Below are 12305 nucleotides of genomic sequence, written 5' to 3' on the forward strand. Positions count from 1 at the left end.
GACGATTCCGCCGTCGCCGCGGACGCCGAGGGCCCCCGCATGACCCATCTTTCGACCGCAAGGCTGCGCGGCCTCGCCGTGCTGCTCGCGCTGGCCGTCTGCCTGATCGTGCCCGGCGCCGCCCACGCCCACCCGCATGTGTGGGTGGTGATGAAGAGCGAGCTGGTCTACGCCCCGGACGGCACCATCACGGGCATCCGGCACGCCTGGACGTTCGACGACATGTTCTCGACCTATGCGGTGCAGGGGCTCGAGTCGAAGCAGAAGGGCGTGTTCACCCGCGAGGAGCTGAAGGACCTCGCCGAGGTGAACGTCACGTCGCTGAAGGAGTACGACTTCTTCACCTACGCCAAGCTCGACGGCAAGACCTCGCCCTTCACCGACCCGACCGACTACTGGCTCGAATACAAGAACGAGATGCTGACCCTGCACTTCACGCTGCCCCTGAAGGCGCCCGCGAAGGCCAAGGGCATCGATCTCGAGGTCTACGACCCGGCCTACTTCGTCGACTTCTCGTTCGCCGACGGCGCCGACCCGTTCGTGCTGAAGAACTCGCCCGGCACCTGCAAGGTGGCGATCAAGAAGCCGAACGACGCCGAGACGGAGGCCAAGCTGAAGAGGCTCGGCGAGGCCGACTTCACCCAAGAGAACGCCAAGTTCGGCCAGCTCTTCGCCAACACGGTCTCGGTCCGCTGCCCATGATCGTGTCGAAGCTCATGTCGAGGTCGACGATGCGCCCGCGCACGCTGCTGACCGCGGGGCTCGTCCTCGCCGGCCTGTCCGGACTGATGATCGCGCTGTCCGCCGGAGCCGATCCGGCGCTGGCGCAGGGCGCCTCGCCGTTCGGCGTGCCGCGGCCGCCCTCGCCGCCGCCGGCGCCGGCCGCCGACGGCATCGTCGGCTGGATCCTCGCCGAGCAGGCGCGCTTCTACCGCTCGCTCTCCGGGCTGGTGCGCGCCGCCAAGCAGGACGGCACCGCGGTCTGGAGCCTCCTCGGCGTATCGTTCCTCTACGGCATCTTCCATGCCGCCGGCCCCGGCCACGGCAAGGCGGTGATCTCCTCCTACATGATCGCCAACGAGGAGACCTGGACGCGCGGCGTGATCCTCTCCTTCGCCTCGGCGTTCCTGCAGGCCGTGGTCGCGGTCGCCGTGGTGGCGATCGCCGCGATCGCCCTCAACGCCACGGCCAAGACCATGAACGAGGCGGTGCGCTGGATCGAGATCGTCAGCTACGCGCTGATCGCGCTGGTCGGCGCCCGGCTGGTGTGGGTCAAGGGCCGCGGTTTTCTGGCTGCGCTCGCCGCGCTGCGGGCCGAGCGAGCCGTCGCGCCGGTGGCGAGCCCGGCCCTGGCGCCGGCCGGTCCGGTCCCGGCCAGTTCGGTGCCGGCGACGGCTTCGACGCGCGAGCCGGCGCTGGCCGGCCTCGTCCATGCCGGCCATGCGCATCACGACCACGCGCGCGGGCGTCACGACCATGCTCATCATGATCACGAGCATGTGCCTCACGGACATGATCACGAGCATGGCGCGGCCTGCGGCTGCGGCCACGATCATCACCATGATCATCATCACCATGGCCATGACCATGATCACGCCCGTGCTCCGGCCGCGGCGGCGCATCGTCACGACGCGGCGGTGAAGAGCGCCGGGGCGCACGACCATGCGCACCAGGATCACGCGCACGACCATTCTCATCACGACCACGCGCATGCCGACCACGTGCACGGGCCGGACTGTGGCTGCTCGCACGGGCCCGATCCAAAGGACCTCGCCGGTCCGGGCGGCTGGTCGCGCGGGCTCGCCGCCATCGTCGCGGTCGGGCTGCGGCCGTGCTCGGGCGCCATCCTGGTGCTGGTCTTCGCGCTCGCCCAGGGCCTGTTCTGGGCCGGCGTCGGCGCCACCTTCGCGATGGGCCTCGGCACCGCCATCACGGTGGCCGTGATCGCCACGATCGCGGTCGGCGCCAAGGCGTTGGCGACGCGCTTCGCCGCCCATCGCGAGGGCCGCGGCGCGCTTTTCCTGCGTGGAGTCGAGGTGGCGGCGGCGTGTGGCGTGCTGCTGTTCGGGGTCGCGCTGCTGGCCGGCTACATGGTCACCGAGCGGATGATCTGACGGTGCTGCGCGGCGGCGGCGTATCGGTCCGCGGCGATGGCGCGAACGGGTTGCGATAGCATCCGCCGCCGTTTCCCGAGACGGCCGCCATGCACTGCGCCCGGGTGGCGAAGCCGCAGTTCGTCACCGCGCCGTCCATGCTGTACTCGGCACACCACGGCCACACCGGCGAGCCCGCATCGCTTCGCCGCGCCGGCGCCTCCGCCAGGGCCGTGCCGATGCCGCAGGCCGCGACGACCAGGGCGACGAGGCCGATCCGCATCAGGCGAAGTCCTCGGGCCGCAGCGACACCTCGGTCCCGGCCGGCGTGCGCGCCGCGGCGCGATTCCAGGCCTGCCGATACTGGTCGAGCGTCCCGCGGTCGGCGATGCCCTTGTCACCGATCACCCGCTCCAGCGCGGCGAGCCAGCTCTCGAAATAGCCGTCGGTGCGCCCGGCCGTGCGGGTGCTGCGGATCTCGGTGCCGAGCGCCTGCGCCCAATCGAGCCAGGTGAAGACGCCGCGCTGCTCCATCAGCATCGTCAGGACGAAGGCGAGCGCCTCCCAGCGGTCGGCGAACAGCGGCCCTTCGGCGTCGCGCGGGATCGCCGTCATCGCCTTGGCGCCGAGCGCCGCCTCGGTGATCCCGGCCTCGTCGGCCGGCAGCGGGGCGCCGCCCGACCGCGGCACGACGCGGGCCACATAGACGTCGACGAAGCTGTCGAGCACGTCGGCCTCGACCCCGCCGCGCTCGGTCGCGAGCGTCGCGACGGCGCGCACCCGCAGTTCCTCGTGGGACAGCATCGCGCGACCTCCTGCGGATTCCGGCCGGATCGGCCACGGTCTGCACGGTATAGGAGTGACTGCGGCTTGACCATGCCGAAGACGTGCCGCCGGCGCCGCAGCTGTCCCCTCAGGCCTCGAGATGGCGGCGCGGCAGCAGGCGGGTCAGCACGCCGCCGACCGGGCCGAACAGCACCGAGGCCACGTAGACGGCCGCCGCCACCAGGATGATGGACGGGCCGGCAGGCGCGCCGCTGTGGAACGACACCAGGAGCCCGACATAGCCCGACATCACGCCGGTCGCGACCGCGACCGCGATCATGCCGGTGATGTCGCGCGCCCAGAAGCGACCGACCGTCGCCGGAATGATCACGATGCCGACCGACAGGAGCGTGCCGAGCGCGTGGAAGCCGCCGACCAGATTTAGCACCAGCAGCGTCAGGAACGCGATGTAGGCCGGCGTGCCGGCCCGGCTGACCGAGCGCAGGAAGCCAGGGTCGACGCAGTCGAGCACCAGCGGCCGCCAGATGATCGCCAGCACGACGAGCGACAGCGTCGCGATCGACGCCATCAGGAGCAAGGTCGGGTCGTCGAGCGCCAGCACGCTGCCGAACAGGAAGTTGAGCAAGTCGACGTTGTTGCCGCGCACCGACACGATGATCACGCCGAGCGCGAGCGACATCAGGAAGAAGGCGGCGAGCGAGGCGTCCTCCTTGAGCTCGGTCGCCCGCGCGACCGCACCGGCGAGCAGCGCCACCGTGAGGCCGGCGACGAGGCCGCCGAGCGTCATGGCGAACAGGTCGAGCCCCGCCACCATGAAGCCGAGCGCGGCGCCGGGCAGGATCGCGTGCGCCATCGTGTCGCCGACCAGGCTCATGCGCCGCAGCATCAGGATGACGCCGACCGGCCCGGCCCCGAACGACAGCGCCACCGTCCCGGCCAGCGCCCGGCGCATGAACTCGAATTCTTGAAAGGGACCGATCAGCAGGTCGTACATGCGCTCGACTTCGTGAGAGTCGCGGTGGCTCGGGCGCGCTCCAGCCGCGTGTCCCGGGCGCGGCGCGACGCGCCGCGAACCGGGACCCAGGGCGATCCGGCGAAGCGCCTGCTCCGCCCGTCGTGCCGCCCCTGGACCCCGGCTCTGCGGCGCATCGGGCCTGCAGCCCGACGCGCCTTGTCCGGGGCACGCAGCAGCGATTCGGGGCGAATGTCAGTCCCGCACTGAAAAGCGGTCGGGCCGAGAGTGCTTACGCCCATGGCCTCACTCCGCGGCCACCCGGCATTCGGCGGCGTCCTCGTCGAAGGCCTCGCACATGCGGCGCGCCCTCGTCAGGTTGGCGGGCGTGAGCACGTCGTCGGCGGCGCCCCAGGCGACCTTCTCGCGCGCCAGCAGCAGCACCTCGGGGAAGCTCGTGCGGACCATCTCGAGGTCGTGCAGCGCGGCCAGGATGGTGCGGCCCTCGCCGTGCCAGCGCCGCACCAGGCCGAACAGGTCGGCGGACGTCTTGGCATCGATGGCGTTGAACGGCTCGTCGAGCACGATCAGCCGCGCGTCCTGCAGCAGCAGCCTCGCGAACAGCACGCGCTGGAGCTGGCCGCCGGAGAGGTTGCCGATCGGCCGCCGCTCGAAGCCGGTGAGCCCGACGGCTTCCAGCGCGTGATGGATGCGGTGGCGGGCCGCGGCGCCGATGCCGGCGAACAGCCCGGAGGTCCGCCACAGGCCCATGGCGACGAGATCGTAGACACTGATCGGGAAGGTGCGGTCGATGTCGGCGACCTGCGGCAGATAGGCGACCTCGCGGCGATCGAGGCCGCACAGGTCGACCTTGCCGGCGAGCGGCCGCAGCAGGCCGACGATCCCCTTGAACAGCGTCGACTTGCCGGCGCCGTTCGGCCCGACCACAGCGAGCAGGGCGCCGCGCTCGACCGTTCCGTCGAGATGGTGGATCGCGGGGTGCCGCTCGTAGCCGAGGGTGAGGTCGCGGAAGGCGAGCTGCGGGATCATGGCGTCGTCGGCCGCCTCACGTCATCGCCCACAGCACCAGCCCCCACACGGCGACCGCCACCCCGGCGACGACGCCGAGCCGGGCCGCGAGCGAGACGCGCAGCAGCGACGGCGGCAGGCGGGGCGAGGGATGGGCGTGGCCGGGATCGTGGTGATGATGCGTCATGGCGCCTCGGAGGTTCGATACCGTTATAGTATCACAGGCGCGGTGCCAACCGGTGCGTCTGTTCCCTCTCCCCGCGCGCGGGGAGAGGGAATCGACGGCTGCGTCAGTCGGGACGGGCCGGCGGCGAAAACTCCGGTCGCCAGCGTTTCAGCCACAGCGAGTTGGTCACCACCGAGACCGATGACATCGCCATGGCGGCGCCGGCGAGCGCCGGGGTGAGGAAGCCCGCCGCGGCGAGCGGGATGCCGATCACGTTGTAGACGAACGCCCAGAACAGGTTCTGCCGGATTTTTCGGACCGTCCGGCGGGCGATGTCGAGGGCGGCCGGCACCAGCCGCGGGTCCGGCCGCATCAGCGTGACGGGCGCCGCCTCCACGGCGACGTCGGTGCCGGTGCCGAGCGCGATGCCGACCTCCGCGGCGGCAAGCGCCGGGGCGTCGTTGATGCCGTCGCCGACCATGGCGGCGCGCTTGCCGTCGGCCTTCAGGGCGTCGAGCGCCGCCGACTTGTCGGCCGGCTTCACGCCGGCCCTGAAGGCGGCGAGCTTCAGGTCGCCGGCCACCTTGGCCGCGACGGCCTGCGAATCGCCGGTCAGCATCTGGGACGCGATGCCGCGGGCGGCGAGCAGCGCCACCGCCTCGGCCGCCTCGCGCCGCACCGGGTCGGCAATGCCGAGCACGCCGACGGCGCGGCCGTCCGCCGCCACCACGACGGCGGTGCGGGCCTCGCCCTCGATCTTGCCCAGAGCCGCGGCGGCCGGACCGATATCGATCGCCAGCTCCGTCATCAGATCGCGATTGCCGATCGCGATCGACCGGCCCTCCACCGTGCCGATCACGCCGCGCCCGACCAGCGCCTTGAATTTCTCCACGGGCGGCAAGGTCAGGCCCGGCACGGCCGCCATCACCGCTTTCGCCAGCGGGTGCTCGCTGCCGGCCTGCACGGCGGCGGCCAGGCGCAGCAGCGCGTCCCGGTCGAGGCCGGAGTCGGCGATCGGCACCACGTCGGTGAGGGCCGGGCGGCCTTCGGTGAGCGTCCCGGTCTTGTCGAACACCACGGTGTCGACCACGGCGGCGCGCTCCAGCGCCTCGATGTCCTTGACCAGAATCCCCGCCTTCGCGGCGGCGCCCGTGCCGGCGACCAGGGCGGCCGGCGTCGCGAGCCCGAGCGCGCACGGGCAGGCGATCACCAGCACCGACACGGCGGCGACCAGCGCCGCCTCGACGTCGTGCCCGGTGACGAGCCAGCCGGCGAAGGCGAGAATCGCGATCACGATCACGGTCGGCACGAACACGGCCGAGACCTGGTCGACGAGGCGCTGCACCGGCGCCTTGCCGGACTGGGCGTTCTCCACCATGCGGATGATGCGGGCGAGCGTCGTGTCCTCGCCGACCGCGACCGCCGACACGATCAGCCGGCCGGCGCCGTTGAGCGCGCCGGCCGTCACCTTGTCGCCCTGTCGCTTCACCACCGGCACGCTCTCGCCCGTGATCAGCGATTCGTCGGCCTCGCTCTCGCCGTCGACGATGGTGCCGTCGACCGGGATGCGCTCGCCGGGTCGCACCACGACGTGCTCGCCGGGGCGCAGGTCGTCGACGCCGATATCGATCTCGGCGCCGTCGCGCAGCACATGGGCGCGCTCGGGCCGCAGCGTCATCAGGGCCCGGATGGCGGCCGTCGTGCCGCGCTTGGCGCGCGCCTCCAGCCACTTGCCGAAGACGACGAGCGTGATCACGGCGGCGGCGCCCTCGAAATAGAGATGGCCGCTCGCGGCCGCGCCGCGGTCGAGCACCATGTAGAGGCTGAACGCATAGGCCGCCGTGGTGCCGAGCGCGACCAGGAGATCCATGTTGCCCGAGAAGGCCCGCACCGCCTTCCAGGCGGCGACGTAGAAGCGCGCGCCGACCAGCACCTGCACGGGCGTCGCGAGCATGAGCTCGATCCACGGATCGAGATGCAGATGCCAGCCGAACGGCGCCGCCACCATCGGCAGCACCAGCGGCAGCGTCAGCGCCGCCGAGAAGACGAGCAGCAGAAGCTGACGGCGCTCCGCCGCGACCCGCTCCGCTTCGCGGAGATCCTCCTCGCGGCGGCGCTCGGCCGCGGAGGGCGGACGCGGATGCGCGCCGAAGCCGGTGCGTTCCACCGCGGCGGCGAGCTGCGCCGCGGTGATACCCTGCGTGGCGTCGACGTCGGCGCGCTCCAGCGCGAGGTTGACGGTCGCGCTCGCGACGCCGGGCACGCGCTTCAAGGCGTTCTCGACGCGGCCGGCGCAGGCCGCGCAGGTCATGCCGGTGATGTCGAGCACGACGTGGACGGGAGCGGCCCCGGGTGCCATACCCGGTGCGGCACCGGGACCGGCCGGAGTGGTCGGCGAGGTCTTGCTTTCGAGCGCCAGTGACATCAGCATGCGTTCCTGTTCTCGCCCAAGATGGCGACGGCCGGCGGTTCCGGCAACGCCACGGGCGCGGCGGGCAGGTCTGCGTGCGAGCCCCGCATGCGCGACCTGCGGTGCGAGTTTCGCCGCACACGTGCGGCAGGCGTCAGTTCCGCGAGCCGGCTAAGAGCGAGCCACTGGACCCCCGTACCCCCGAGCACCTGCATCTCGAGCACCTGCATCCCGAGCACCTGCATCCCGAGCACCATGGCGACATATTCCGGTTCCCGCAATCGTGCGGCGCCGCCCCGCGCGCCGTTCGAGGCGTCCGTGATGCCGAACGCGCCATCCGCGACCGCATCGTCGGCGGGTGATCCTGCGGCGACGGCGCCGCGCGTGCGCCGCGCCGTCGCGGCCGACCTCGATGCGCTGACCGCGCTGGAGGAGGCCGTGTTCGTCACCGACTGCATGTCGCGGCGGAGCATCCGCAGCCTGCTCGCCTCGCCGAGCGCCGCCGTTCTGATCGCCGAGCACCAGGGCCGCGTCGCCGGCGCCACCGTGGTGCTGACCCGCAGGAGATGCACGGTCGGCCGGCTCTACTCGCTCGCCGTCGATCCGGCGGCACGCGGGCACGGGCTCGGCCCGGCGCTGCTCGCCGCCGCCGAGGCGGAGGCCCGCGCCCGTGGCTGCCGGGCGATCCGGCTCGAGGTGCACGAGACCAACGCGCGGGCGATCGAGAGGTATCGCCGGGCCGGCTTCACGCAGTTCGGCCGCCACGTCGCCTATTACGAGGACCAGGGCGACGCGCTGCGCTTCGAGAAGGCGCTGGGCGCCTGAGGCCCGAGAGAGCGGGGCGCTCTCCTCTGACAACTTCGTGATCGGACCACGGTGGGCTTTCGCGTCACCATGATTCGCCCCGACAAGCTCGATGGCGTCATCCGGACGACACGAAGCGGATCGACACGAAGCGGATCGACACGGAGCGGATCGACACGGAGCGGATCGGTACGAAGCGGATCGGTACGAAGCCGGCGCGCGGCGTTCTCGGGACGCACGATCATCGCTCGGAAAGGGCCTCTCACATGACCGGCTGGGTCATCCTGGTCGACCAGCCCCGCGACTTTCCCAATGCCGACACGCCGCACAAGGTGATCACCACGAGCGAGTACCTGGCGCGCCCGCGGCTGTTCGCGGCGGCGCGACCGAAGCTGATCAACCTGTCGCGCTCGTATGCGTACCAGTCGAAGGGCTACTACGCCTCGCTGCTCGCCGAGGCGCGCGGCCACCGGGTGGTGCCGACCGTCGAGACCATGCTGGAGCTGCGCGAGGCGAAGCTCTACGAGCACGCGCTCCCCGAGCTGGAGGACTCCCTCAACCGGTGTGCCCGAAAGGCCGAGTTCCAGCCGGAGGGCGAGCTGAAGCTGTTCGTCTGCTTCGGGCTGGTGCGCGGCAACGCCGTGCGGGACGGCATCGTGCGCGACGCGCGCTTCGAGGCGTTCGGCCGGCTGCTGTTCGACTGGTTCCGCTGCCCGGCCCTCGAGGTGACGGTCGACACCGGCGCCGTCTGGCTGTCGATCGACCGCATCCGCATGCGCAACGCGACGCGGCTCGCCAATGGCGAGGCGGCGTTCTTCCGCGACGCCCTCCATCAGCACACCAGGCGCGATTGGCGCAGCCCGAAGGCGCGCACCACCGCGAAGTTCGATCTCGCGGTGCTGTACGATCCCAACGAGAAGATGCCGCCCTCGTCGGCCTCGACGATCCGGCACTTCGCCCGCATCGCCGAGCGCCACTCGGTCGACGTCGAGCCGATCGGCCGGCGCCAGCTCGCCGAGCTCGCCGAGTACGACGGGCTGTTCATCCGCGAGACCACCTCGATCGACAATCACACCTACCGGTTCGCCCGCCGCGCCGTGCAGGAGGGGATGCCGGTCATCGACGACCCGATCTCGATGATCCGCTGCACCAACAAGGTCTTTCTCATGGAGCTGCTCGGCCAGAACCGGGTGGCGATGCCGCCGACCCGGATCGTCTCCGAGCCGGCCGACCTCGAGCGGGCGATCGACGAGCTCGGCCTGCCGCTGGTGGTGAAGATCCCGGACGGCTCGTTCTCCCGCGGCGTCCACAAGGTGACGACGGCGCAGGAGTTCAAGCGCGTCGCCGACGAGCTGCTGGAAGAGACCGACCTGCTGCTCGCGCAAAAATTCATGCCGACCGAGTTCGACTGGCGGGTCGGCGTGCTGGCCGGCGAGCCCTTGTTCGTCTGCCAGTACCGGATGGCGCGCGGCCACTGGCAGATCGTCAAGTACAAGTCCGACGGCACGTCGCGCGAGGGCGGCTTCAAGACCTTCGACCTCGACCAGGCGCCACCCGCCGTCATCGAGACGGCGGTGCGCGCCGCCCGCCCGATCGGCGACGGCTTCTACGGGGTGGATCTGAAGGAGACGCCGGACGGTGTCGTCGTCATGGAGGTCAACGACAACCCCAATCTCGAGCACGGCATCGAGGACGCGGTCGGCAAGGACGAGATCTGGGTGCGGCTCTTGAAGTGGTTCATGGCCAGGATGGAGGGGTAGTGCCGCTCGGCTCCGCGTGCCCTGGACATGGCGCAGTGGAATGGCGCAGTGGATTCGTAGGGTGGGCAAAGGCGCGGAACGCGCCGTGCCCACGCGGTCGCGCGCTCATCGGGACCGGACGGCGTGGGCACGCCGCTGCGCGGCTTTGCCCACCCTACTGGCTGGAAGTAGCGCGGCCGTGCCGCCGATCACCCCAGTGGGCCGTCCTTCAACCGCGACACGTCGAACCGGTCGACCTCGTGCAAGAGCGCGACGAAGCCGCGGGCCGCGTGGTCGAGCGCGGCGGAGCCCTTCTCGGCCGAGGCGGGGCGGGGGTCGCCGACCGCGCCGGACTCGTGGAGGTCCTGGGTCATCCAGCCGAACGGCGCCGGCGTATAGGGGTGCAGCCAGCGGAACTCGCGCTCCATGGCGACCGAGACCGACTCGGCGTTCTCGGCCTTCTCCATCCGCACCGCCTGCGGCCGGTGCGCCAGCACGAGCGAGGTCTCGATGTCGCCCGCGTGGATGCCGTGGTGCTGCTCGTGCGGCGTGAACAGCCCGTCCGGATAGCCGAAGCGATGCCAGTGGGTGGTGACGACCAGCATGCCGAGGCTCGCGCGCAGCTCGCGGGCGACGATGTCGATCGCCTGCACGTTGCCGCCGTGGCTGGTGACGATCACGAGCTTCCGCACGCCGGCGCGAAACACGCTCTCGCCGATCTCGGTCCAGGCCCGGATCGCCGTCTCGGGGGAGAGCGTCAGCGTGCCCGGGAAGGCGAGGTGCTCGGACGAGTGGCCGATCGCCTGGACGGGCAGCAGGGTCGCCGGCAGGTCGTCCGGGACCAGGGCCGCGACGCGATCGAGATGCGCTTGCGCGATCAGGGTGTCGGTCGCTACCGGCAGATGCGGTCCGTGCTGCTCTGTGGCGGCGACCGGCAGGACGGCGATCCAGCGCGCCGTGTCCCCGGAGGCGAAATCCTCCCAGGTCATGTCGCCCCAGTGTCGTTTCGGCAGCATTGTCGTAGAACTCTCGACGTGACGGTAGGATTTCGGCGCGACAACGTGCGGCGCGACAGAGACGGCCGGCCGGTCACGGTGGCGGCCCGTGGTGACGGGGGCAGACGATCGCCCCTACAGAGGACGAAACGATGCGGTTCGCAAGTCCATTCCGGCGCTGGTCCGGCACGCTCGCCCGGCTGGTCGCGGCGCTCGCCGCGCTGGCGCTGCTCGCCGGCCCGCTCGCCGCGCCGGCGAACGCCCAGGGCGCCGGCGGCGCGCTCGACAAGGTGGCGTTCGGCACCAACTGGGTCGCCCAGGCCGAGCACGGCGGCTTCTACCAGGCGCTCGCCGACGGCACCTATCGGCGCTACGGGCTCGACGTCACCATCGTGCCGGGCGGTCCCAACGCCAACAACCGCATGCTGCTGCCGGTCGGCAAGCTCGACTTCTACATGAGCGCCAACACGCTGCAGTCGTTCGACGCGGTCGAGCAGGGCATCCCGACCGTCGCGGTCGCGGCGATCTTCCAGAAGGATCCCCAGGTGCTGATCGCCCATCCGGGCGCGGTCCAGCGCTTCGCCGACCTCAAGCGGCTCAACCTGTTCGTCTCCAAGGAGGGCATGGCGAGCTACTTCCAGTGGCTCAAGGCCGACTACGGCTTCAGCGACGCGCAGGTGAAGCCCTACACGTCGAACGCCCAGCCGTTTCTGGCCGACACGCGCAGTGCCATGCAGGGCTACGTCACCTCCGAGCCGTTCGTGATCGAGAGGCAGAGCCGCATCCGCCCATTGGTGTTCCTGCTCGCCGACCAGGGCTTCACCAGCTACTCGACCCTGATCGAGACGCGGCGCGACCTGATCGAGGGCAAGCCCGGGCTGGTGCAGCGCTTCGTCGATGCCTCGATCGTCGGCTGGTACACCTATCTGTACGGCGACCCGAGCGCCGGCAATGCGCTGATCCGCAAGCAGAACCCGGACATGAGCGACGACCTGCTCGACTACGCGCGCCGCCAGCTGCGCGACCGCGGCATCGTCGATTCGGGCGATGCGCTGTCGCTCGGCATCGGCGCCATGACGGACGCCCGCATGGCGGGCTTCTTCGCCGCCATGGTGAAGGCCGGCGTCACCAAGCCCACCGTCGACTTCCGCCGCTCCTACACGCTGCAGTTCGTCAACAAGCGGGTCGGCATCGACCTGCGGCCGAAGAACTGAGCGGATGAACTGACCGAGGGTGGACGAACGGATCATGATGGGGCACGGCGCCAGTTCTCCCTCTCCCCGCGTGCGGGGAGAGGGTGGCTCGCCGCGCAGCGGCGAGACGGGTGAGGG

At 71.2% G+C, this 12305-nt stretch carries 13 protein-coding genes; 5 read left to right on the forward strand and 8 right to left on the reverse strand.

All coding sequences use genetic code 11. The annotated features are described in order from the left end of the window. The first annotated feature begins 39 nt into the window (after positions 1 to 39). Both ABTU92_RS15260 and ABTU92_RS15265 read left to right on the forward strand, forming a co-directional pair. Positions 40 to 702 (forward strand): DUF1007 family protein, encoded by a 663-nt coding sequence (locus tag ABTU92_RS15260; protein WP_408092059.1) that lies wholly within the window; start codon positions 40 to 42, stop codon positions 700 to 702. 29 nt (positions 703 to 731) lie between these two features. Beyond that, on the forward strand, positions 732 to 2114 hold the full coding sequence (locus ABTU92_RS15265; RefSeq protein ID WP_408092061.1) for a nickel/cobalt transporter: 1383 nt from the start codon (positions 732 to 734) through the stop codon (positions 2112 to 2114). On the opposite strand, the gene ABTU92_RS15270 is transcribed toward ABTU92_RS15265, so the two are convergent. The 7 genes from ABTU92_RS15270 to ABTU92_RS15300 form a co-directional block, all read right to left on the reverse strand. Beyond that, entirely contained in the window at positions 2095 to 2376 is a 282-nt protein-coding gene (locus ABTU92_RS15270) for a DUF3551 domain-containing protein (RefSeq protein WP_408092063.1), read from the reverse strand. The genes ABTU92_RS15265 and ABTU92_RS15270 overlap by 20 nt on opposite strands. Beyond that, positions 2376 to 2897, reverse strand: coding sequence for a nitrile hydratase accessory protein (locus tag ABTU92_RS15275; protein ID WP_408092065.1), 522 nt, complete (start codon positions 2895 to 2897; stop codon positions 2376 to 2378). Before ABTU92_RS15275 ends, ABTU92_RS15270 begins: the two co-directional genes overlap by 1 nt. Positions 2898 to 3006: 109 nt before the next feature. Beyond that, positions 3007 to 3873, reverse strand: a complete 867-nt coding sequence (locus tag ABTU92_RS15280) for a metal ABC transporter permease (protein ID WP_408092067.1) — start codon at positions 3871 to 3873, stop codon at positions 3007 to 3009. 264 nt (positions 3874 to 4137) lie between these two features. Then, positions 4138 to 4881, reverse strand: a complete 744-nt coding sequence (locus tag ABTU92_RS15285; protein WP_408092069.1) for a metal ABC transporter ATP-binding protein — start codon at positions 4879 to 4881, stop codon at positions 4138 to 4140. A 16-nt stretch (positions 4882 to 4897) separates the two neighbouring features. Continuing rightward, entirely contained in the window at positions 4898 to 5047 is a 150-nt protein-coding gene (locus ABTU92_RS15290) for a hypothetical protein (RefSeq protein WP_408092071.1), read from the reverse strand. Between the two features lie 103 nt (positions 5048 to 5150). Next, positions 5151 to 7457 carry a heavy metal translocating P-type ATPase gene (locus ABTU92_RS15295; RefSeq protein ID WP_408092073.1) on the reverse strand — a complete coding sequence of 769 codons (2307 nt, stop codon included), beginning with the start codon at positions 7455 to 7457 and terminating at the stop codon, positions 5151 to 5153. After that, positions 7451 to 7894, reverse strand: coding sequence for a hypothetical protein (locus ABTU92_RS15300; protein ID WP_408092075.1), 444 nt, complete (start codon positions 7892 to 7894; stop codon positions 7451 to 7453). The genes ABTU92_RS15295 and ABTU92_RS15300 overlap by 7 nt, the downstream gene beginning before the upstream one ends. On the opposite strand from ABTU92_RS15300, the gene ABTU92_RS15305 reads away from it, so the two are divergent. Both ABTU92_RS15305 and ABTU92_RS15310 read left to right on the forward strand, forming a co-directional pair. Next, positions 7875 to 8261 (forward strand): GNAT family N-acetyltransferase, encoded by a 387-nt coding sequence (locus ABTU92_RS15305; protein WP_408092077.1) that lies wholly within the window; start codon positions 7875 to 7877, stop codon positions 8259 to 8261. The genes ABTU92_RS15300 and ABTU92_RS15305 overlap by 20 nt on opposite strands. 245 nt (positions 8262 to 8506) lie before the next feature. Beyond that, positions 8507 to 10000 carry a RimK family protein gene (locus ABTU92_RS15310; RefSeq protein ID WP_408092079.1) on the forward strand — a complete coding sequence of 498 codons (1494 nt, stop codon included), beginning with the start codon at positions 8507 to 8509 and terminating at the stop codon, positions 9998 to 10000. Between the two features lie 188 nt (positions 10001 to 10188). On the opposite strand, the gene ABTU92_RS15315 is transcribed toward ABTU92_RS15310, so the two are convergent. Further along, positions 10189 to 10995, reverse strand: a complete 807-nt coding sequence (locus ABTU92_RS15315) for a creatininase family protein (protein ID WP_408092081.1) — start codon at positions 10993 to 10995, stop codon at positions 10189 to 10191. Between the two features lie 131 nt (positions 10996 to 11126). Here ABTU92_RS15315 and ABTU92_RS15320 point away from each other — a divergent pair, with 131 nt between their 5' ends. Further along, positions 11127 to 12188: an ABC transporter substrate-binding protein gene (locus ABTU92_RS15320; RefSeq protein ID WP_408092083.1), complete on the forward strand. Its 1062-nt coding sequence runs from the start codon at positions 11127 to 11129 to the stop codon at positions 12186 to 12188. Positions 12189 to 12305 lie beyond the last annotated feature (117 nt).

Origin of the sequence: Rhodoplanes sp. SY1 (assembly GCF_046000175.1) — a bacterium.
Lineage (GTDB): Bacteria > Pseudomonadota > Alphaproteobacteria > Rhizobiales > Xanthobacteraceae > Rhodoplanes.